Annotated in this window: 20 protein-coding genes; 6 read left to right on the top strand and 14 right to left on the bottom strand. The window is 48.6% G+C overall.

What is annotated here, in order from left to right:
- The 5 genes from AD710_RS19565 to AD710_RS11635 all read right to left on the bottom strand — a co-directional run.
- Positions 1-841: NTTRR-F1 domain (locus AD710_RS19565; RefSeq protein ID WP_156187188.1), on the bottom strand; the 841-nt coding region annotated here is incomplete at its 3' end.
- 114 nt (positions 842-955) lie between these two features.
- The gene (locus AD710_RS11650; RefSeq protein ID WP_049628081.1) at positions 956-1,663 is read right to left on the bottom strand and encodes a hypothetical protein; all 708 of its coding nucleotides are present in this window, start codon (positions 1,661-1,663) and stop codon (positions 956-958) included.
- 106 nt (positions 1,664-1,769) lie between these two features.
- Positions 1,770-3,206 (bottom strand): anion permease, encoded by a 1,437-nt coding sequence (locus tag AD710_RS11645; RefSeq protein WP_007408966.1) that lies wholly within the window; start codon positions 3,204-3,206, stop codon positions 1,770-1,772.
- Positions 3,207-3,323: 117 nt separating this feature from the next.
- Positions 3,324-4,589, bottom strand: coding sequence for a pectate lyase (locus AD710_RS11640; protein ID WP_049628080.1), 1,266 nt, complete (start codon positions 4,587-4,589; stop codon positions 3,324-3,326).
- Between the two features lie 162 nt (positions 4,590-4,751).
- Positions 4,752-5,099, bottom strand: coding sequence for a YflT domain-containing protein (locus AD710_RS11635; protein WP_016936978.1), 348 nt, complete (start codon positions 5,097-5,099; stop codon positions 4,752-4,754).
- 191 nt (positions 5,100-5,290) lie between these two features.
- Here AD710_RS11635 and AD710_RS11630 point away from each other — a divergent pair, with 191 nt between their 5' ends.
- Positions 5,291-5,641, top strand: a complete 351-nt coding sequence (locus tag AD710_RS11630; protein WP_016936977.1) for a DUF3212 family protein — start codon at positions 5,291-5,293, stop codon at positions 5,639-5,641.
- Positions 5,642-5,754: 113 nt separating this feature from the next.
- Positions 5,755-6,774, top strand: coding sequence for an NADP-dependent oxidoreductase (locus AD710_RS11625; protein ID WP_049628079.1), 1,020 nt, complete (start codon positions 5,755-5,757; stop codon positions 6,772-6,774).
- Positions 6,775-6,827: 53 nt separating this feature from the next.
- Here the strand turns inward: AD710_RS11625 and AD710_RS11620 are convergent, their stop codons facing one another.
- Both AD710_RS11620 and AD710_RS11615 read right to left on the bottom strand, forming a co-directional pair.
- The gene (locus tag AD710_RS11620; protein WP_049628078.1) at positions 6,828-7,274 is read right to left on the bottom strand and encodes a GNAT family N-acetyltransferase; all 447 of its coding nucleotides are present in this window, start codon (positions 7,272-7,274) and stop codon (positions 6,828-6,830) included.
- Positions 7,275-7,346: 72 nt separating this feature from the next.
- On the bottom strand, positions 7,347-8,477 hold the full coding sequence (locus tag AD710_RS11615; RefSeq protein WP_016936974.1) for a DEAD/DEAH box helicase: 1,131 nt from the start codon (positions 8,475-8,477) through the stop codon (positions 7,347-7,349).
- A 169-nt stretch (positions 8,478-8,646) separates the two neighbouring features.
- On the opposite strand from AD710_RS11615, the gene AD710_RS11610 reads away from it, so the two are divergent.
- Entirely contained in the window at positions 8,647-10,203 is a 1,557-nt protein-coding gene (locus AD710_RS11610) for an ABC-F family ATP-binding cassette domain-containing protein (protein ID WP_012117051.1), read from the top strand.
- Between the two features lie 44 nt (positions 10,204-10,247).
- Here the strand turns inward: AD710_RS11610 and AD710_RS11605 are convergent, their stop codons facing one another.
- The 3 genes from AD710_RS11605 to AD710_RS11595 all read right to left on the bottom strand — a co-directional run bounded on the left by AD710_RS11605 (position 10,248) and on the right by AD710_RS11595 (position 13,986).
- Complete coding sequence (locus AD710_RS11605) at positions 10,248-11,432, bottom strand: MFS transporter (RefSeq protein ID WP_049628077.1); 1,185 nt, start codon at positions 11,430-11,432, stop codon at positions 10,248-10,250.
- A gap of 63 nt (positions 11,433-11,495) precedes the next feature.
- On the bottom strand, positions 11,496-11,918 hold the full coding sequence (locus AD710_RS11600) for a MerR family transcriptional regulator (RefSeq protein ID WP_049628076.1): 423 nt from the start codon (positions 11,916-11,918) through the stop codon (positions 11,496-11,498).
- 178 nt (positions 11,919-12,096) lie between these two features.
- A complete protein-coding gene (locus AD710_RS11595) occupies positions 12,097-13,986 on the bottom strand; it encodes an ABC-F family ATP-binding cassette domain-containing protein (protein ID WP_049628075.1) in 1,890 nt (629 codons plus the stop codon).
- A 158-nt stretch (positions 13,987-14,144) separates the two neighbouring features.
- Between AD710_RS11595 and AD710_RS11590 the strand changes: the two genes are divergently transcribed.
- Positions 14,145-15,212: a tetratricopeptide repeat-containing glycosyltransferase family 2 protein gene (locus tag AD710_RS11590; protein WP_049628074.1), complete on the top strand. Its 1,068-nt coding sequence runs from the start codon at positions 14,145-14,147 to the stop codon at positions 15,210-15,212.
- A 47-nt stretch (positions 15,213-15,259) separates the two neighbouring features.
- On the opposite strand, the gene AD710_RS11585 is transcribed toward AD710_RS11590, so the two are convergent.
- From AD710_RS11585 to AD710_RS11575, 3 genes are all read right to left on the bottom strand, one after another.
- Complete coding sequence (locus AD710_RS11585) at positions 15,260-16,159, bottom strand: SDR family oxidoreductase (protein ID WP_032858503.1); 900 nt, start codon at positions 16,157-16,159, stop codon at positions 15,260-15,262.
- A gap of 127 nt (positions 16,160-16,286) precedes the next feature.
- Positions 16,287-16,691 carry a methyl-accepting chemotaxis protein gene (locus AD710_RS20335; RefSeq protein WP_411810546.1) on the bottom strand — a complete coding sequence of 135 codons (405 nt, stop codon included), beginning with the start codon at positions 16,689-16,691 and terminating at the stop codon, positions 16,287-16,289.
- A 465-nt stretch (positions 16,692-17,156) separates the two neighbouring features.
- Positions 17,157-18,614 (bottom strand): benzaldehyde dehydrogenase, encoded by a 1,458-nt coding sequence (locus AD710_RS11575; RefSeq protein WP_016936967.1) that lies wholly within the window; start codon positions 18,612-18,614, stop codon positions 17,157-17,159.
- A 246-nt stretch (positions 18,615-18,860) separates the two neighbouring features.
- Here AD710_RS11575 and AD710_RS11570 point away from each other — a divergent pair, with 246 nt between their 5' ends.
- Together AD710_RS11570 and AD710_RS11565 are read left to right on the top strand one after the other, a co-directional pair.
- Positions 18,861-20,246: a branched-chain amino acid transporter BcaP gene (locus AD710_RS11570; protein ID WP_045927118.1), complete on the top strand. Its 1,386-nt coding sequence runs from the start codon at positions 18,861-18,863 to the stop codon at positions 20,244-20,246.
- Positions 20,247-20,362: 116 nt separating this feature from the next.
- Positions 20,363-21,592, top strand: coding sequence for an MFS transporter (locus AD710_RS11565; protein ID WP_016936965.1), 1,230 nt, complete (start codon positions 20,363-20,365; stop codon positions 21,590-21,592).
- Between the two features lie 28 nt (positions 21,593-21,620).
- Here AD710_RS11565 and AD710_RS11560 read toward each other — a convergent pair whose 3' ends face one another.
- Positions 21,621-22,559 carry a putative nucleotide-diphospho-sugar transferase gene (locus AD710_RS11560; protein WP_049628072.1) on the bottom strand — a complete coding sequence of 313 codons (939 nt, stop codon included), beginning with the start codon at positions 22,557-22,559 and terminating at the stop codon, positions 21,621-21,623.
- Between the last annotated feature and the right edge of the window lie 13 nt (positions 22,560-22,572).

The raw sequence follows: 22,572 nt of genomic DNA, 5'->3' as shown, positions 1-22,572 counted from the left end.
TTGGACCTGTTGCTCCTGTTGTTCCTGTTACTCCAGTTGGACCGGTTGACCCTGTGATTCCAGTCGCTCCGGTTGATCCGGTTGCACCCGTTGGACCGGTTGCTCCTGTTGTTCCTGTTACTCCAGTTGGACCGGTTGACCCTGTGATCCCAGTCGATCCGGTTGCTCCTCTTGCACCCGTTGGACCTGTTGCTCCTGTTATACCAGTTGGACCTGTTGACCCTGTGATTCCAGTCGCTCCGGTTGAGCCGGTTGCACCCGTTGGACCGGTTGCTCCTGTTGGACCTGTTGACCCTGTGATTCCAGTCGCTCCGGTTGAGCCGGTTGCACCCGTTGCACCCGTTGCTCCGGTTACCCCTGTTGCTCCTGTAGGGCCTGTAACGCCAGGGTCACCCCCGGTTTGCGCCAATGAAACATCGTCTATTAAAACCGTGCCGGAAGAAACTTTACTTAATACAATGACAGCAGAGGCCGCGCCAGAAGGCACACTGCTTGTTTTATAGATTTCAGACCATGTATGAAAGAGCACGTTCGGCAAATTTCCGGGTGTGATATTTTCTTGAACGGAACTGATTTGTTCACCTGCTGCGCTGACATATATGATCTGGAGGGTTACCTGGGGACTTGGCTCATTTCCGAGCGTTGCCAGTGATACGAATAGAGTCAGTGACTGAGCTGAGATGGGGATGATTTGACTGAGGTAAGCATATGGCTGAGTTCCAATAAATTGTGCAGAATATCTCCCTGAATGTGCAAACAAACTGTTAATCTGGGTATTTGCCGAACTCCAACCCTCTAATGTGCCGGTTTCAAAGCTCCCATTTATAATCGGATTATTCATTCAAGCTTTTTCCCTCTCCTTTCTGTTGCGGATAACCTTACATTTTAAGACAGCATATTAATACGGGCTGTCTTTTGACAACCTAAATAAAAAAGGTGATTTCTATTCATCACCTTAGTCCGATCCTTGAATGGGGAATCCCGTTGCAATGAGGGAACGGTTTGCCGCTGTGACTTGCGTGACATGATTCGAAGACAGTACAGATAAAAAGAGCTGATACGCAGCTGTTTCTCCCGCTGTCATTTCCTCGATGTACGTAAAAGGAATCCCCAAGATTTGCCCGCCTGAAGAAAAGAGGTTCAGCTCTTGTCTTAGTGTTTGAATAGATACCCCATTTCTTTGGAGATCGACAGCTAAGTCTAATGAAAAATTAGAAGCGAGCAGATCTAATTCCACATTTACTTGTATGACGGCATCCGTTTTCACCAATTGATCTGTCGGCGCAGCTATCACTGTGCTTAACACGTTTATCGGTGTTCCTTCTAACGGAAGCGTCATTAGGTCTGCTGTATTTTGAAAAGCTACCGCAGGAACCGCTCCCGGCGGCCCCTCAGGCCCCGGGGGACCGGGCGGACCCGGCGGACCCGCCTCCCCTTGCGGACCGCGGGAGCCGGCGGGTCCTCTTTTGCCTTCGGGACCTCGCAGCCCGGGTACGCACAAGGCAGATCGATTTTCATTTGAAGACGGAAACCGTTTTTCCGTCCCTGTTTCCGGACTTTCAAGTTCACATGGTAATTGTTCATACCGGCGTTTCATATGTCTGCTCATATATTTGTAAGGTTTCTGTTTCAATATCATGTATTGATTACGGCCGCTGCTCATAATATCACCCCGGCAATATTCTATTCGCACTGAAGCCATCATGTGCAGGGCCTTCCCGCCTCTTATCAAAACAAAAAAAGGCAGACCTGAGTCTGCCTTTTTTCTTCTACCATAAACCTAATACTTTCCACCATAATCCGCCGATCACAAGCCATGTCACAATATGGACGATTGACAGGATAAAGCCGATGGACCACCATTTGCTTTGCGAAATATAGCCCGCTCCGAAAAAGACCGGAGCCGCTCCTGAGCCGTAATGCGTCGTCGAACCGAAAAGGTTGCTGAAAAACGCCAGGCTGAGCGCCGCCAATAGCGGCGGAGCGCCTGCCGCCACAATGACGGCGAGAAATGCCGCATACATGGCGCTGATATGCGCGGTTGCGCTCGCAAAGAAGTAATGGGTGTAATAATACACAACGATCAGAATCATAAATGCCACAATCCATGAAAAACCGGAAACAGAGGATTTCATCATATTACTGAACCAAGACACCATGCCGAGTTCATTCAGGAAATTCGCCAGCATCACAAGCGCCGCGAACCAAGTCAGTGTATCCCACGCACCTTGTTCCTTTTTGATGTCCTCCCATGTTAATACCTGTGACAAAAGCAAAACGGATAATCCGATCAGGGCCGTCGTCGTTGCGTCGATATTTAAGCTTCCTCCGAAAATCCACAGCGCAAGCACCAATAAAAAGACGATGACCATGGAGAGCTCGGATTTTTTAAACGGACCCATTTCTTTCAATTTTTCCGTTGCGATTTTAGCCGCATCCGGTGTTTCTTTAATTTCCGGCGGATACAGCTTATAAATAACGAGCGGTGTAATGATTAAGCTCGCCAATCCCGGGACAATGGCCGCGATTGCCCAGCTTGTCCATGTGATGTCCACCCCTGCGACATCGTGGGCCAGCTTGGCGATCAGCGGGTTCGCCGCCATTGCCGTCAAAAACATCGCAGACGTAATCAAGTTTCCTTGGAAACCGGTCTTTAATAAGAAAGCGCCGATTTTCCGCTCTGTTCCGTCTGCCGGCGTTGATCCGAAAGTTTCGGATAATGATCTGATAATAGGAAAAATAATGCCGCCCGCCCGTGCCGTGTTACTCGGAATGGCAGGTGATAAAATTAAATCACTGAACAGCAGTGAATAAGAAAGGCCGAGTGTTTTCTTCCCGAACCGTTGTACGAATACGTAAGAAATCCTTGCGCCGAGCCCGGTTTTGATAAATCCCCGGGAAATAAAAAAGGCGATGACAATCAGCCAGATTGTCTTGTTTCCAAATCCGCTTAACGTATTTTCAATAGAAAGCGTTCCCGTTAACGCGGTGACTGCCAATGCAAAAATTGCAATTGCGCCCATTGGCAAGGGCTTGGAGATAAAGCCGATAATTGTTGCGACAAAAATAGCGAACAAATGCCATGCTTTAGGTTCAAGTCCGGACGGCGCGGGAATAAACCAAATGATTAATCCCACAGCAACAGTAATAAGCAAAGGAATGATTTTTACCGCCTGCTGTTTTTTTGCGTCTTTTTCTGAAGCCATTACAGGTCTCCTCCTATTTTGTTGTCTTCCATCCCCCATCCCATTTTACTACTTAACTAAGTTAATAAACGTTTTTGTTAATTAAAAAACACAAAGGAAAATATTCCTTTGTGTTTCTTATTTTAACGTACCCGAACCGGCTTTAGATATAACATCCGGTTTTACATATGCGGATGAGCCGATAGAGCCGTGCAATGCCGGTGTCCAGCCGACAGACTGACTTAATCCGTTGGCGGCTGACGCGTTAATGGCAGCGCCGTTTAAAAGAGTGCCCTCTTCATGAAGCGCTTTTCCGCCGCTGAAGACGCTGATGACCTTATCGGCAGCCAGGCCTGGCACCTCAAAAACATTATTCTGCGCATATATTTTTGACGCATGTCCTGCGCCCCATGCATAACTGAACGGGTACGCGGCGCTTTTCGAGCCTGCGTAAAAATTATTATAAATATGAACCTGCCCGTACCGGACCCGCGGGGCGCGCTGGACGATGTTCTGGTAATAGTTATGGTGAAGGGTCACCTTCAGTTTTCCTTCATCTGACGTCTTGCTGTCGCTGTTTCCGATGACGGAGCCTTTGTCATGGTCATGATATTTATTATAAGATAATGTAATATAATTCGCCCCGTTGGCTATATCCGTCTGGCCGTCATGGTGCTGATATTTTCTCCCGTAATAGTAGGGAAAACCGCTGTCGGGATTCGATCCGTCATTAAAGGTGCAATGGTCGATCCAGATGTGCGTCGCACCGTTAATGGTGATATTGTCATATTCCGAGTTCCAGTTGCCGCTGCTGCCGTCAGTCGGGTCCCATTGCGGAAAATAGTCGTAAGCGTCTTGAAATTCGATGTTGCGGATGATGACGTTGTCGACGCCGTTCTTCATATTAAAATTTCCGCCTGTCACTTTGGCGTTTGAGCCTGACCCGATGATCGTCGTATTTGAAGGGATATCAATCACGACCCGCGCTTTCTGATTTTTTTGGGATCGCTGTCTGGCGTCTTCCTGGGTGCCTGAAGGTGCTTTTTTCCCCCATTTATCCGGGTCGTACGCCTTCAAATAGGCGTTGAGATCATATGCCGGATCTTTATAATCATGAAAGCCGAGCGTTTTATTGCGGTCGTCCGTATTCATATTGATTGTGCCTTGTATGTAAATAATCTTCGGCGTGCTGTTGGCGCTTCCACCTAATGCAGAAACGAGCTGCTGTCTGTTTGATACGGTGTATACATTCGATGAAGAGGCTTTCGCGCCGCCGGTTGTCCCGCCGGAAGCGGCTCCCCATCCGTCATTTGCTCCTAACGTTTGCCGGCCAAGGTCAGCGGCATGGACACCCGCAGGAATCATCCATAAACAAACCGCCAGCATCAGTAACATTTTTTTCATAAATAGTGCTCCTCCTGATTTTATATTCCAATTTATTACAAAAGAATTGTATCAAATCAATTAAGAAACAGCACCGAAAATGTACTGATTGTGTCTTTCGGTTTTATTGCGGAATCCGCAAAAAAATCCCAAGGGACCGAAACCCCTTGGGACCTGATCGGCTTACGCCCATGATTTTACTTTTTCGTTATCCGTCACAAACAGAAGAACTTTTCCTTCATCTAAGCGCTTTTCAAATTGTGATGCTTCCTCTTCTGAAAAGCCGATTTCGTGAATTTTGTTGCGGAGCTCGTCGCCCTTTTTATTAAACATATTGCCGACCGCGTGTTTAATGCCCGTTTCTTTTGCTCCGATGGTATTAACATCCGTATTGTCGGCCAGTCGTTCCGTTCTGTCGTCATCATGAGAAAGCACGTATACATCTTCTTTTGCGACACCCATTTGCTGAAGCTCTTTTACGTCCTGCATCAGTTTTTGATCGTTTGTATACTCTCTTACTACCGGTTTCATTGAGAAGTCCTCCCTTTTGTTTTTGTATATTGTGTGTTTACCCGCTTCACCAAGTGCCAAACAAAAGAAAGAGCGTTCAGTGAAAAATCGGGCAGATTGTCGGTGGATATTTTCTTCCGGGACATGTTACAGTAGGATAAGCTACTTTTATCAGAAAAATAAAAATTTTCAAGAGCCGATCACGCAGGGAGGTGGTTCCTATTCATTATTTTTCACCGGAACAGCGATTTAACGCTTGGGTTGTCAGTGATTTAGTGAAACAGGTATTCCGCCGGCATACCCGCTGCCCGGATGGAATAAAAGAGCTTACGGCCTTTGCTGAAGATACCTTTCATATTAATATCGATTACGTGTTCTCTATTATTATCAATATCGGTGATATCGAATCCGTTCTGCCGAAAGAAATTGAGAATACGCTGGGTACTTATCTGACCGCGCTTCAGCCCGTCATTACCCCCGACATGCTTCATTCTTCTAAAACAAATGCCTATGAATATTTGGAACATGAGAAAAACACTGAGATGTTCCGGTTGTTCTATTAAATGAAGGGCCCGGGCCCTTCTTTTTTTGTTGCCGGCGGACGGTTTGATTTTGTATTCGGGAAATGGTTCGTGTTACATTTGGAACAAACACTCATGTTGAAGGAGGATGCATCATGCCGAAAAATCAACAGCAGATCCAATTAGCGAGACGCCCTAAAGGCGTTCCCGTCCATGACGATTTCCGTTTTGAAACGATTGCCGTTCCCGAGCCGCAAGACGGTGAAGTGCTTGTAAAAACGAGTTATGTGTCCGTTGATCCGTACATGCGCGGACGAATGCAGGATACAAAATCATATGTCGAGCCGTTCGCTTTAGATGAAGCCATAACAGGCGGAGTGATTGCCGAGGTTCTCACAGACGGCAATAAGCTGAAAAAAGGCGATATCGTGATCGGGAATCTCGCATGGCAGGAATACTCAGCAGTGAATGAGTCCGCCCTCCGCAAACTGGACACGGATATCGCACCCGCCACGGCGTATCTCGGCATTTTAGGGATGACCGGACTGACCGCTTACTTCGGGCTGCTTGATATCGGCCGTCCGAAAAAAGGCGAAACCGTCGTCGTTTCAGGGGCTGCGGGCGCCGTCGGCTCAACGGTCGGGCAGATTGCCAAAATCAAAGGCGCGCGGGTTGTCGGCATCGCCGGTTCTGACGAAAAAATCGCGTATCTGAAAGAGGAGCTTCAATTTGATGAAGCCATTAATTACAAAACGGCGGATGATATTCAAAAAGCGCTTGAACAGGCATGCCCTGACGGCGTCGATGTCTATTTTGACAATGTCGGCGGACCGATTTCGGATGCGGTGATAAACCTGCTGAATGAATTCGCCCGCATTCCGGTATGCGGAGCGATCTCTTCATACAATACCGAAAGTGAAGAGGAAGACATGGGCCCCCGCGTACAGCCGAAGCTGATTAAAACAAAAGCGCTGATGCAGGGATTCATCGTCGGTGATTATGCTGACCGCTTTTCCGAAGGCGCGAAACAATTGGCTGAATGGCTCAAGGACGGGAAGCTTCATTATGAAGAAACGATTACGGAAGGATTCAGCCATATTCCTGACGCGTTTCTCGGTTTGTTTAAAGGAGAAAACAAAGGCAAACAGATCATCAAGGTCAGTGATCCAAGTTAACATGATGATGAAAAAAAGGAGGGCTTTGTCCCCTCCTTTTCTGCTTTTTCGGATCAGCTGCGAAGAATCAAAGTCAGAAAGCCGTCTTCATCCGGCTCCGTATCTTCCAAAGTGAATCCCGCTGCTTGAAAGCAGGCTAAACTCATTTGATTGTCTTTTTCGATGCTTGCCGCCCATTCCCGCACACTTGTAAACCCAGGGTCAGTCAGGAGTTTTTGCAATATCCGTTTTCCGTACCCTTGAAGCTGGTACAAAGGATTGACGATCAATCCGATATACACCCGTTCCTCCACAAACTCTATAGAGACTATGCCAGCCGGCAGCTGCCCGTCATATGCCATAAAGACAGTATCGTCTTCATCTTTATTCAATCGTGCATACCACGCATCTAATGGCAGCATCGCATCCATTCTCCGACTGATATTATCGTCCTTAAACCAGTGCTCAAGTATTTTCAGCTCACGTTCCTTCAATATTTGAAATCTGTCTATTGAAACCATCTTCCCATCCCCCGCGCGAACCTTTTCTATTATTTTACAACAAAAAACGAAGGGCTTCCCGCCCTCCGTTTCTTATTTCTCAGATAATTTTCCGCCTGAATAAACGGCCTCTTTCAGCTCAATTCCGAGTGATTTGGCCATTTTTTTCAGTTTGGATTCTTCCATCGGCGTGACAAGGCTGAGTACCGTTCCTTCTTTACCGGCCCGCCCCGTCCGGCCTGATCTGTGAATGTACCCGTCTGCATTCGGGATGTCCGCGTGAATGACGTACGGAAGATCGTCGATATCAAGTCCGCGCGCTGCTATGTCAGTCGCCAGAAGCAGCGGAAATTCTCCCCGTTCAAACGCTGATAATATCTTTGCCCGCTCCATTTTTTTCGCTTCTCCGTGCAGGATGCCGAGATCCACGTGATGATAGGCGAGTTTTTCCGCATAGACGCTTAAATTTCCGATATCTCTGACGAACACGAGCGCCTGCATGCCGTTCAGCCGTGACAGCTTTTGCAATAGCTTCACTTTATCCCGCTGATCGCAGACGAGATATTGATGCGTGACCCGGGCTTTTTCCGCCGTATTCCGCTCCACCTTCAAAACGGCCGGCTCGTGTGCAATTCCATTCAGCACCTCTTCTGTCTCCGGCTGCAGCGTAGCAGAAAAGCTTAAAAGCTGGCGGTCTTTCAGCGTCGTTTTAATGATTTTTTTCATTGTTTCGCGGTGTTCCTTTGTCACGAGCTGATCCGCTTCATCAAGAACGATCGTCTTGACTTCATGCATTTTCAGCTTTTTCGCCTGAATCAATTCGAGCACCCTGCCCGGTGTGCCTGCAATGATATGCGGTTTATTTTTGAGCTTTTCCACCTGCTTTTTCACGTTTGCTCCGCCAATCAAAGACAAGGCGCGAAGGTCGGAGCCTTTTGTCCAATCCTGAATCACCTGAAAAATCTGCATCACAAGCTCGCGGGACGGCGCTAAAATAATCACTTGCGGATGTTTTTGCTCCGGATTGATCCGCTCCAGAACCGGAAGCGTATACGCCAATGTTTTTCCGGTTCCCGTCGGGGATTCGGCGATGACGTCTTTCCCTTCCATAATCACCTGAGCGGCTTTTTCCTGAATGTCGGTCGGCTTCTGAAAGCCTGACGCTCTCCAGTTTTCGGCGATAAATGGTTGTGTATGCTGTAAAAATGGCCATGTTTGGGTCATGTCGTTCTCCTCAATTCTTAAAATCTACTCCATAGTATCTCAAATGCACGCGGCAAACGCAATTTTCTTTTTCCTTCCAAGCCTTTTAACAAACGGTCTCCTCCTTTATAATCATTAATGAGAAAGACACATGATAAAAAAGCGTGTCTGATAACGATGAGGTGTAATGATGAGTATTTTATCCGTAAAAGATTTAAGCCACGGCTTCGGTGACCGTGCGCTTTTTAACAATGTATCGTTCCGTCTTTTAAAAGGGGAGCACGTCGGCTTAATCGGAGCTAACGGCGAAGGTAAATCAACGTTTATGAATATTATTACCGGAAAGCTTGAGCCTGATGAGGGAAAGGTTGAATGGGCGAAAAACGTGCGCGTCGGCTATCTCGATCAGCATACTGTGCTTGAAAAAGGCAAAACGATCCGCGACGTGCTGAAAGATGCGTTCCATTACTTATTTGCGATGGAAGAAGAAATGAATGAGATTTACAATAAAATGGGCGAAGCGGATCCTGATGAGCTTGAGCAGCTGCTTGAAGATGTCGGTGTCATTCAGGACGCCCTGACAAACAATGATTTCTACGTGATTGACAGCAAAGTTGAAGAAATCGCCCGCGGCCTCGGCCTGCAGGATGTCGGCCTTGACCGCGACGTCACTGACTTAAGCGGCGGACAGCGGACGAAAGTGCTGCTCGCCAAGCTGCTTTTGGAAAAACCGGAAATCCTCCTGTTGGACGAACCGACCAACTACCTTGATGAGCAGCATATTGAATGGCTGAAACGCTATTTGCAGGAATATGAAAATGCGTTCATCTTAATTTCTCACGACATTCCGTTTTTAAACAGCGTGATCAATTTAATTTATCATGTGGAAAATCAAGAGCTGACGCGTTATGTCGGCGACTACCATCAGTTTATGGAAGTATACGAAGTGAAAAAACAGCAGCTCGAAGCGGCCTACAAAAAGCAGCAGCAGGAAGTCGCAGAGCTGAAAGATTTCGTCGCCCGCAACAAAGCGCGGGTCAGCACGAGAAATATGGCGATGTCCCGCCAAAAGAAACTCGATAAGATGGATATGATTGAACTGGCGGCTGAAAAACCGAAACCGGAATTCCATTTCAAGCCGGCGAGAACGTCAGGCAAGCTGATTTTTGAAACGAAGGACTTAGTCATCGGCTACGATACCCCGCTGTCACGTCCGCTCAACCTCAGAATGGAACGCGGACAGAAAGTCGCCCTGTACGGCGCGAACGGCATCGGGAAAACGACGCTGTTAAAAAGCCTGCTCGGTGAAATCCAGCCGCTGGAAGGCACGGTGGAGCGCGGCGAACATCAATACACGGGCTATTTCGAGCAGGAAGTAAAAGAAACCAATAACAATACGTGCATCGAAGAAGTGTGGAGCGAATTTCCTTCCTTTACCCAGTACGAAATCCGTGCCGCCCTCGCCAAATGCGGCCTGACCACTAAACACATTGAAAGCCGCGTCTCCGTATTAAGCGGAGGAGAAAAAGCAAAGGTCAGACTATGCAAGCTGATCAATTCAGAAACAAACCTGCTCGTGCTTGACGAGCCGACAAACCACCTGGATGTCGATGCGAAAGAAGAGCTGAAACGCGCACTGAAAGAATACAAAGGCTCCATTCTGCTCATTTCCCACGAACCGGAGTTCTACATGGATATCGCGACAGAAACATGGAACTGCGAGTCTTGGACGACGAAAGTGCTGTAAACCAAAAAAGGAACTCCCGCCTGTGCGGAAGTTCCTTTTTTTTCTTAATGTCCGGCTTTTATTCCGGCAAGATGTTTGCGTCCCATGAGAAGGACAAGCATGCCGACAAAAACGACGATCCCGCCAACTGTATATGGCGTGCTTGCGGTGAAGTGTTCTGACAGCATTCCCGCAATCCACGGAGCGAGCGCACCGCCGATAAAGCGGACTGAGCTGTAGGCTGAAGACGCGATTGAACGTTCAACCGGCGCAGAACCCATCACAGCGGTTGTCATGATCGTATTCACCATACCGAGCACGGCACCGGCGACAACGATACATGTAATGATCAACGTCTGATGGTCAGTCCAAATCCCCATAACGATGAGAATGACCGCAAAGGCGATAAAGAGAACGACGAGCGAACGCACTGTTCCCAGCGCTTTGTGCACGAGCGGAGCCGTAAAGACTGACGTAATTGCCAGCAATAACCCCCAGCCGAAGAAGACGTATCCAAGACCGTGTTCATCTAAATCCAGAACGAACGGAGAATAAGCAAGCAAAATAAAAAATCCAAAGTTGTATAAGAATGCCGATACGGCCATCGTTAAAAGGCCTTTATATTTGAGCGCCTTCATCGCATCAAACACACCGACGCGTTTTGCCGGTTTCGGCAGCTTCGGCAGCATGAGTGAAATCGCGCAAAGCGCTATAAACATCAGGACAGACACTCCGAAGAACGGAGCGCGCCATGAAATGCTGCCAAGCTCTCCGCCTGCAAGCGGCCCGACGGAAATCCCCAAGCCGAGCGCGGCCTCATACAAAATAATGGCTTTGGCGCTGCCGCCGACAGATACCCCGACAATGACAGCAAGCGCGGTTGAAATAAAGAGAGCATTCCCAAGCCCCCAGCCGCCGCGATAGCCGACAAGCTGAGCGATTGAACTTGAGCTTCCGCCAAGGGCGGCAAACACGATGATAAAAATAAGTCCGAGAAGCAGTGCCCATTTCGCGCCGATCCGGCTGGAAATCGCGCCGGAGAAAAACATCATAAAACCGGTAACGAGTAAATAACTTGTAAATAACAGAGATACTTCACTAGGTGAAGCATGTAATTGTGCGGCAATCGCCGGAAGTATCGGGTCGACGAGTCCGATTCCCATAAAGGAAATCACACAGGCAAACGCAACCGCCCAAACGGCTTTCGGCTGGCTGAATAAGCCTGTTTTCTGTTGTGATGATGTATCCATTTGATCAGACCTCCTATTTGATCCATTAAAAGAAACGCTATCTTCATAGCGTTTACAGCAAAATCATTCGATTGATTGAATGGCGCGGTCAGCTTTTTCTTTCATTCCGTTAAGGCGCTCTTTAAAGTGCAGAAATGTGCTGATCTTCTCATCAATCATCTCAAGCTGGTGGTTCAATGCGTGCTGAAGCTCTTCCAGCTTTGCTTTCCGTTCCTTCGGATCCAGTGACAACAAGTACCCCTCTTTGTTTAATTCCAGCTGACGGCTCATCTCCATAAACTGCTGAAGCTCCTGAAGGGAAAAACCGAGCACTTCTTTTGTGCTGATGACTTTTTCAAGCTCCTCCATATCATCTTCAGAGTAAAGCCGGACGCCGCCTTCTGTCCGTTTAGGAGCAGGAATCAAACCAATCTCCTCGTAAAAACGAATGGTTCGTTTTGTCAATCCGCTTCGTTTGGCAACTTGATCAATCTTCATCCATTCCAAGGTGAATCCCCCTCTTGTCGTTTCTGTTTCTATTATACACCTTTTGAACCTTAACGTAAACGTGAAGTTTTAAAAATGAATTTTTACGGATAAACATCCATACCGCACAATGGACATCTGCTCATGACAAAAAAAGCCGGTATGACCCGCCATTTTCTTGGGGGCATACCGGCTTTTTTTAATTCTCAAGTTCTTCAATCATCAGTGACAATTCGGTCCAGCGCTCCATCGCCGCTTCAAGCTCTTCAGCCGTTTTTGCCTGTTCGGCCATCAGTTCTTGAATCTTTCCGAAATCACTTCCCGCTTCAGCAATTTCCGCTTCCAGACGCTGATGCTTTTCTTCAAGGCCGGCGATTTTATCTTCGATGCCGTCCCATTCGATTTGATCTTTGTATGAAAGCTTTTTGCGCTTTTTCTTTGGCTCTTCTTCCGCCTTTTTCTCTTCGGCCGGTTGTTTTACCGCAGTCTTCTTCGCTTTTGCGTATTCCATGTATTCACTGTACGAACCTTGGAAACGCGAAATGACGCCTTGTCCTTCAAATACGATCAGGCGGTCCACGACACGGTCAAGGAAATAGCGGTCATGGGATACGGTAATGACGACGCCCGGAAACTGTTCGATGTAATCTTCGAGCACGCTTAATGTTTCTGTGTCCAGATCATTGGTCGGCTCATCTAAAAACAGCACATTCGGCTCCTGCATCAGTACATTCAGCAAGTACAGACGGCGCTTTTCCCCGCCTGACAGCTTTCTGATATATGTCTGCTGCATCGGGCGCGGAAACAGAAAGCGCTCAAGCATTTGTTCCGCGGTGATGACATCACCTTCCGCCGTCTTGACGATTTCAGCCGTCTCTTTTATATAGTCAATGACTTTCATATCGCCGTTCATTTCGCTGTGGTCCTGGGTGTAGTACCCGATCCTGACCGTCTGCCCGATGGTGATGCGGCCGCTGTCTGGCTGAATTCTGCCGGCGAGGCTGTTTAAAAGTGTCGTTTTCCCGATTCCGTTCGGCCCGATGATGCCGATTCGTTCACCCGGGATGACAAGCTCGTTAAATTGGCTGATCAGCGCTTGGCCGCCGTAGGTGAGGGTGACGTTTTCCGCTTCTATCACCTGTTTTCCGAGACGGTGGGACCCGATCGCGAAATCGAGCGATCCTGAAACTGCCGGCCCTTTTTGCTCCTTGAGCGCCTCCGCTCTGTCCACTCTCGCTTTTTGTTTTGTCGAGCGTGCTTTCGCTCCTCTTCTGAGCCACGCCAATTCGCGGCGCAGGAGGTTTTGACGTTTCATTTCTTTCTGCTCTGCCAGCGCTTCCCGTTCGGCCCGTTTTTCCAGGAATACTTCATAGTTTCCCTTATACGTATAAAGGCTGCCTCTCTCAAGCTCGTAAATTCTGTTCGTCACCCTGTTCAGAAAATACCTGTCGTGCGTGACAAGCATGACGGCGCCCGGATATTGCGATAAGTAGCCTTCCAGCCATTCAATCGTTTCATTGTCCAAATGGTTTGTCGGTTCATCCAAAATAAGCAGGTCAGCCGGCTGGATGACGTTTTTCGCAATCGCGACGCGCTTTTTCTGGCCGCCGGACAGCTCGCTGACATCCTTCATCAAGTCGGTGACACCGAGTTTGGTTAAAACCGTTTTGGCTAATGTATTCGCTTCCCACGCATCATTCGCATCCATTCTCGCCTGCGCATCAAGCAGGTGCTTTTGGCGCTGTTCATTTTCCGGCTCTTCATTCAGCTCCTGAAGCGCTTTTTCGTACTCCCGCATCGTTCTCATGACGGCTGAGTCACCGGAATAAATATGCTCAAGGACGGTTTGTCCGGCAGGAAGATCGGGATCCTGATGCAAAAACTCAATATGCACGTTTCCTGAAGCCGTCATCTCGCCTTCCTCCGTTGATTCGAGACCGGCAATGGTTTTCAGAAGCGTGGACTTGCCCGTTCCGTTCGGGCCGATTAAACCGATTCTTTCATTCTCTTCAATATGAAAGGAGATATGGTCGAATAATGTCTTTTCTCCGTATGTTTTATAAAGATTTTCCGCTTTTATGATGCTCATGGTTCCTATCAATCCTCACGTAAGTTCATGTGTTCATTTTAAATCAGGCGTTGGAATAAAACTAGTAAAAGGGCAGACAAATTTCTTGGAAGCGATCATTTTGTCCGAAGAATGTTTCCGCCTCTCCTTTTATACACTGGAGGTGAAGAGGTGATGACATGATCAGCATCAGTTTATGCGTTATCGTTAAAAATGAAGAGGAAGTGCTTGCGGGCTGTCTTGATTCCGTCAAAGACATTGCGGATGAAATTGTGATTGCTGATACGGGGTCGACCGACCGGACGAAAGAAATCGCGGCCCGTTATACGGATAAGATTTATGATTTTGAATGGGTCGATCATTTTGCGGCCGCCCGTAATTTTGCGTTTTCGAAAGCGGAAATGGAATATATTCTGTGGCTGGACGCCGACGATATGCTGACGGAAAAGGATCGTGAAAAGCTGATAGACCTGAAGGCGTCGCTTTCAAAAGAGGTGGACGCGGTATCCATGTATTATCACGTCGGCTTTGATGATCGGGGAGAGGTCAGCTTCAGATACCGCCGCAACCGTCTCGTCAAGCGGGAAAAAGGGTTCCGCTGGATCGGAGCCGTGCATGAGTATCTGGAAGTATACGGAAACATTATAGAAACCGATATCGCCGTCACACACCGCAAATCCGAGAAAAAGCACTCGCCTCCCTCAGACCGCAACCTAAGGATTTACGAGAAAATGGCGGAAAACAGTGAAACGATGACACCGCGCGATTTATTTTATTTCGCGAATGAATTAAAGGATCACGGCCAGTATCAGCGCGCCATTACGTATTATCACCATTTTCTTTCCACTAAACAGTGCTGGATCGAAGACGAGATCAGAACGTGCCAATACCTATTCGATTGCTACAGGGCGGTCGGCCATGAAGAGGCCGCCATGACGTCGCTCTTAAAATCATTTTTGATTGATTGTCCGCGGCCGGAGTTCTGCTGCAGGCTCGGCGACTATTTTGCGGAGAAACGGCAATACCGGCAGGGCGTGTTTTGGTATGAGCTCGCCCTATCCGCCACATACAGCGATTCAGGCTTTACCCAGCTCGAATATTCCACCTGGTATCCTCATCTGCAGCTCTGCGTCTGCCACTGGCAGCTCGGCGACAGAGAAAAAGCGAAGATTCATAACGACAAAGCCGCCTCCTATCACCCGTCACATCCGAGCGTACTGTATAATCAAAACGTGCTCGGCACATAACATCAAAAAAAAGAGCTGTCCCCTGTAAGAGGGCAGCTCCTTATTCATTACGCCGTCGGAATACCTCCGCTGACACTGTAGATCTGGGATGTCACATAGCTCGATTCTTCTGAGGCCAAAAAGACATAAATCCCTGCAAGCTCCGCGGGCTGGCCGGCACGCTGTAATGGCACGGCCGGTGTTTCCTTGCCGAATTTCGGAATGTTTTCACCGGGCTGTCCTCCGGAAATCTGAAGCGGCGTCCAGATCGGCCCCGGCGCTACAGAGTTGACTCTGATTCCTTTATTCGCCAGCTGCTTTCCTAAGCCGACGGTAAAGCCGATAATGGCATGTTTCGTCGCGGCATAATCCAACAGCATCGGACTTGGATTGTACCCTTCGACAGAAGTTGTCGTGATAATAGACGCGCCTTCCGGCAGATACGGAAGCGCCGCTTTGACGAGCCAATACAGTGAGAAAACATTAACTTCGAATGTTTGATAGATTTGTTCTGTGGCAAGATCGCTGATATCATCCACTGCCTGCTGTTTGCCGGCGACAAGAGCGAGCGTGTCAAGACCGCCAAGCTCTTGATACGCTTTTTCCGCCAATTCTCCGCAAAACGCTTCATCGCTTAAATCTCCGGGGAGGAGAACGGCTTTTCTTCCTTCTTTTTCAATTAATGCTTTCACTTCTTCGGCATCCGGCTGTTCCTCAGGCAGATAGTTAATGGCCACATCCGCCCCTTCCCGGGCATAAGCAATCGCAGCAGCCCGTCCGATCCCCGAATCGCCGCCGGTGACGAGGGCTTTTCTTCCCTTCAGCTTGCCTGCTCCTTTATAGCTTGTTTCGCCGCAGTCCGGCACAGGCTTCATCTCTTTCTGCAAACCGGGCGGTTCTTGATATTGTTTTGGAAATTCATCATGATCATATTTCGTCAGCGGGTTGTGCAGATTTGCATCAGACATACAAAACTCTCCTTTATCATTGGTGATGTATTCGTATGTGTACCCCTGAGCATGACGGATCAAACGTGTAAGTGCAGTTTCCGATTGATAAACGAAAACAAAAAAGGAGCCCGTAAGCTCCCCTTTTTTATGAATCCCCGAGCACGTTTTCAGCCATTTTCGCTAAATGCTGGGCGCTTCCTGAAATCTCCTGCATCGTGGCAGAAATTTGTTCAACCGCCGCCGCTTGGCCGTCTGTGTTCTGGTTGATGGATTCAATAGAGTCCTCCAGTCCTTTCAGCAGGCTGTGGATTTTTTTCGTAATCTGGTCAATTTGTCCGACGTTGTCTTTTGAATGAGTGGCAAGTTTGCGGATCTCATCCGCCACCACGGAAAAGCCCTTGCCGGATTCTCCAGCTCTCGCGGCTTCAATGGCCGCATTCAAACCGAGCAGATTGCTTTGATCTGAGATGCCCTTGACAGTGACGGAAATGTCGGCAATTTCTCCCGCGCTTTCACTGACTTGTTTCGCCTGAGCGGAAATCCCGGTCATCTGTGCTGAAAAGCCGCTGATGGATTCTGAAATATCCGCGATGGCTGAAGCGGTCTGTTCCACGACGGCGGACAGGCTTTCAGCGACATCATGAAGCTTGGCTGATTTTTCTAGGCTCGTGCCAAGACCGACGCCGCCGATGACTTTTCCGTTCTCATCGTGAAGCGGGATCGCTCTGGCGATAAGCGGAAATCCGAACAGCTCTTTCGGCACCATGCTTGTCTTCTTTTGATTCAAACGGATGGCGTCTGTAATGATGTCTCCTTTTTGGAGCGGGTCTCCCGGCTTTACATTAAGAGAAAACGTTTTAGCCGGAATATTCACGATTAATTTTTCTGTATCATAAATCCCGATGGTGATGTCATCTTGGATCAGGCTGTTTAAAAAAGGCGCAACTTTGACAAAAGCGTCAAGCAGGCTGTGCGTTTGCTGTTCCGTCTGTATACTCATTTCTTTCACTCCTTCTTAATATGGGAATTGCCGTTTTTCATGCTGAACCGAAATCCATTTCAGCGTAGTGAATTCTTCCAGGCTCCATTCGCCGTTCAGCCTGCCGAGACCTGATTGCTTCTCGCCGCCGAACGCGACATTCGGTTCATCATTAATGGTCGTATCGTTGACGTGAATCATGCCGGTTTCGATCCGCTTAGCAAACTCAACGCCGCGCTCAACGTTTGCCGTATGCACGGCTCCGCTTAAACCGAACGGTGTCGCGTTTGCGATGCTTACCGCTTCATCCTCCGTTTCAAACGGCATAATGCAGACGGCCGGACCGAACAGTTCCTCTTTTGCGATACTCATCTCAGGTCTTACATCTTTTAAGATGACGGGTTCAGCTACCGTTTTGCTGAATCGGCCGGAAAGCACCGGAACCGCTCCCTCTTCTATCGCTTTTTCAACGGACCGTTTCAGACCTTCCGCCTGTTTCTCATTGATTAAAGGCCCGATCACCGTATCAGGGTCCATCGGATCGCCGACTTTCAGCGATGACACTTTCGCTTCGTAAAGCTCTGTGAATTTGTCATATACAGATGTGTGAACGAGCACGCGGTTCGCCGACATGCAGATCTGGCCCTGATGCGTAAACCGGCTGAATACGGCCGCATTGACGGCGTATTCGAGATCAGCGTCCTCAAGCACGATCAGCGCGCTGTTTCCGCCAAGCTCCAAGAGCGGTTTTTTAAAGTGCTTGATCGCAAGCTGTCCGATATAGCTGCCCACTCCGGTTGAACCCGTAAATGAGATAATCCGCGGCACAGGATGCTCAACAAAACTGTCGCCGATCTCCCCGATATCCGTCACGATGACATTCAGCAGCCCGTCCGGTACGCCGGCCGCTTCAAAAATCTTCGCAATCAGTGTTCCGCCGCAGATCGGTGTTTCTTCATGAGGCTTCAGCACAACGCCGTTGCCCGCTCCGAGTGCCGGCGCAACTGATTTCACCGAAAGGAAAAACGGGAAATTAAACGGGCTGATGACACCGACGACGCCGGCTGGTATTCTGTACAGCCTGTTTTCTTTTCCGTCAATCGTGGACGGGAGAATTTTCCCTTCCATCCGCACCGGAAATGTTGCGGCTTCTTTTATCATATTTTTGACAAGTCCGATTTCAAACTCAGCCTTCAGCCTTGTTCCGCCAAGCTCCTCCATGATTAAGTAAATGATCGCTTCTTCGTGCTCTTCGATGAAAGATACGGCTTTTTCCAAAATGGCCCGCTTTTTAAAAGGATTGACTTTGTCCCATTCTTGTTTCGCAAGAGCCGCGGCGCGATACGCCGCATCCACGTCATCAGGCGTCGCTTTTCGGAATGAGGTGATGACTTTCTGAGTATAAGGATTTCTGTTTTCCAATACGTTCCGGCTGCTCCCATCCCTCCATCGGCCGCCGATAAACTGCTTATTTAGTTCTTCATATTGAAACATGTAAAAACATCTCCCTTTCACCGAAACTTGAAAATAGTTGATGAGTCATTTTTTGTATCGGCCTTAACGTGAGAAAATTGAACTATTTCACAATAAAATTACTGTTCCTTCCGCACATCGACGCTTTTGAGCTTTTTCCTTTTAAAGTGGAAAATTCTTTAATTGACTGTGCGAAATTTCGACAATATAATACAAACGTCAGTGTATATAATGATATGAATATTATGAATTTTCAGGAGGACTCATATGTCTTTATTATTTCGGAAAAAGCCTCTCGCCGACTTAAAGGTCCAAAGCAAACAGGCCGGTCTGGCCCGCTCGTTAAGCGCTTTTGACTTGGTTTTACTCGGAATCGGCTGTGTTGTCGGCACGGGGATTTTTGTGATTACCGGGACCGTGGCCGCAACAGGGGCAGGACCTGCTTTGATTCTGTCGTTTGTGCTCGCGGGCCTTGCCTGCGCGCTCGCAGCGTTTTGTTATGCGGAATTTTCTTCATCCATTCCGATTTCAGGCAGCGTATATACGTATTCCTATGTCACTCTCGGAGAATGTCTCGCGTTTTTAATCGGATGGGACTTAATGCTTGAATATGTCATTGCGCTCTCCGCCGTCGCAACCGGCTGGTCATCGTATTTCCAGTCGCTTCTTGCGGGCTTCGGGCTGCATCTTCCGGAGGCGCTGACCGCCGCACCCGGAAGCAAAGCGGGCGCCGTGCTCAATCTGCCAGCCGTTATTATTATTTTGGTGATTACCGCGATTGTTTCAAGAGGCGTGAAAGAAAGCACCCGCTTTAATAATGTCATTGTTTTGATGAAAATTGCGATCATTTTGCTGTTTATCGTCGTCGGATTCGGCTACGTGAAACCGGAAAACTGGTCGCCGTTTATGCCGTTCGGAATGAAAGGCGTCATCACGAGCGCCGCGACCGTTTTCTTCGCGTATCTCGGATTTGATGCCGTGTCAAACGCATCGGAAGAAGTGAAGAACCCGCAGAAATCAATGCCGATCGGGATTATCGGCGCGCTCGCCATCTGCACCATCCTTTACATTACCGTGTCGCTCGTTCTGACGGGAATGCTTTCGTACACTAAATTAAATGTCGGAGATCCGGTATCATTCGCGCTCCAATTTGTCGGCCAGAACAAAATAGCGGGCATTATTTCCGTCGGCGCGATTATCGGGATTACAACAGTCATGCTTGCTCTGCTGTACGCTCAGGTGCGTCTCACATTTGCGATGAGCAGAGACGGTCTTTTGCCCCGTGTATTTTCCAAGGTGCACCCGCGTTTTAAAACACCGTTTCAAAACACCTGGGTGACGGGGATCGTTGCCGCCGGGATCGCCGGTTTGATTGATCTGGGAACCTTGGCGCATCTCGTCAACATGGGAACCTTGGCGGCCTTTACGGTCATCGCGATCGCCGTCATCGTTTTAAGAAAGAAACATCCGGAGATCAAATCTTCCTTCCGTGTTCCTTTCGTTCCTTTTGTGCCGATCATCAGCGCATGCTTATGCCTCTATCTCGCAAGCAGCCTGCCCGGCGTGACATGGCTTTCCTTTGTCATCTGGATCGCCGCCGGGATCGTCGTTTATATGGTTTATTCGCGAAAACACAGTTTATTAAACAAATAAAAAGGGAGGCTCTTTTTTCGATTTGAGAAAGAAGAGCCTTTTTTGCTCTTGATCATTCATTCACCTTATGAATAATATGGTGTATGCTTTGCTTACATAAAAGGAGGAGAATCACTTTGGCAATTGCCGCACCGATGAAAGAAAAACCTGTCCATCGTCCCGATACAACCATGTATTCCATTTTATTGATTATCGGGATTTGTCATTTGCTGAACGATTCACTGCAAGCGGTGATTCCGGCGATGTTTCCTATTTTGGAACGTTCCATGAGTCTTACCTTTACACAGCTCGGAATGATCGCCTTTACGCTGAATATGGTGTCGTCCGTGATGCAGCCCGTCATCGGCTGGTATACGGATAAACGCCCGATGCCGTATGCCCTGCCGCTCGGACTCACCGCAAGCATGCTCGGCATTTTAGGGCTCGCGTTCGCCCCGTCTTTTCTGACGATTTTATGCTGTGTATTTTTTATCGGCCTTGGCTCTGCCGTCTTTCATCCTGAAGGGTCGCGTGTCGCTTACATGGCCGCCGGCGAAAAGCGCGGCTTGGCGCAATCGATTTACCAAGTCGGCGGAAATACCGGCCAGGCGATGGCGCCCCTGATTACCGCGCTGATTCTCGTTCCGCTCGGTCAATTCGGCTCTGTCTGGTTTACACTTGTCGCCGCAATCGCTGTGCTGTTTCTCATTTATATCGCCAAATGGTATAAAGGCCGCCTGATTCATTTGCGCGCCGCAAGTAAAAAATCACCGGCTGCCGCTGTGGAGACCGTGATTACAAAGCCGATTATTCTTGCCCTTATCATGATTATCTTCCTGATTTTCGCGCGTTCCTGGTATGTGAGCGCGATCGGCAACTTTTATACGTTCTATGCGATGAATGCCTATCATGTCAGCATTCAGCAGGCACAGAGCTACATCTTCGTCTTTTTATTCTTCGGGGCTGTCGGAACGTTTCTCGGCGGGCCGCTGGCAGACCGTTTCGGAAAGCGGAACGTCATTATCGTATCAATGATGGCATCTGCTCCCTTGACGATTTTCCTTCCGTTTGCGGGGCCTGTCATCGCCTATGGCGTACTGGCGCTGATCGGCGTTGTCCTGATGTCCAGCTTTTCTGTGACCGTTGTCTACGCGCAGGAGCTCGTTCCGGGTAAAATCGGCACGATGTCAGGGCTTACGGTCGGGCTCGCCTTTGGAATGGGAGCGATCGGAGCCGTTGCGCTCGGCGCCCTCATTGATTCCGCGGGATTGACGCCGACCATGACAGCCGTCGCCTTTCTGCCCGTTTTAGGACTGCTCGCGTTTGTCCTGCCGAGCGACAAAACATTGAAAGAATGGCATTCATAAAAAAATCCCTGCCTTTTCGGCAGGGATTTTATGTTTCAACCGTATAAAAATGAGTGTCAGGAACCGCATATCTCGGAATAAACCCGTCTCTGAAATCGGGAAACGCCTTTTGAATTTCATCAATCCATTTTTTTACGTTTTTGATGTACGGCACGTAAATTATATTGACTGTCGCCTTGTCATCAATGTGATAGTACCAGCACAGATTGAATTCGTTCTCCGTGACGAGCGTAAAGCCTGAAAAATGATAAAAAATCAGCGGGGTGTCATTGACATATACAGCCCCGTCACGCAGGCTGACTTCGTATTGCTCAATATTCCACAGCGCGGCATTCGCGCCGATCGACTCCGTGACATGGACGTGCTCAAACTGCGCGGGCCACTTTTCAACATACCTTTGGTCACCGTATGTCTTTTTTTCTTCATTCATCTCCACCGTACAATAGGAGATGCAATCCTGTCTCCACTGCCAGACCGCCCGATACGCCTCCTCGGTATTCCGCGCGCCGACAAACCCGGTGTTGTACTGCCCGGTCAGCTTGTAATAAGACGCAAACCGTTCTGAATTGCGGTGATCCGTCAGGAAAAGAGAAGCATCCGGCTTTTCCGCAAACAGCTCGCCCGCATCTGAGAAGAAAAAGAGATCGGTGTCCAAATGGGCAAAATATTCGGCTTCATCATACTCCGTCATCACATGAAACAGAAATGCCGGCTTCAGCGTCCAGCAATATTCATGAAACGTCCGCCCGCCCTTTGCTTCAAGCAGCTCCGGATCTTCCATTTCATGGAGCTGAACCGCCGTGACATGCTCCCACGGCACCTGCTGAAGCAGTTCATACGCCTTCTTGTCGACACACAGCACATACAGATGAAAATCACGGCAATGCTCATGGAGAGAATGAATCATCGGCATCAGTTTAAAGATATGCGTTCTTGAAACAATGGTTGAAAAATGATATTTACTCACCATATCACATCCA

This window comes from Bacillus sp. JFL15 (assembly GCF_001184225.1).
GTDB lineage: Bacteria > Bacillota > Bacilli > Bacillales > Bacillaceae > Bacillus > Bacillus siamensis.
Note: the sequence above shows the minus strand (reverse complement) of the source record. Positions and strands in the feature narration are given on the sequence as shown.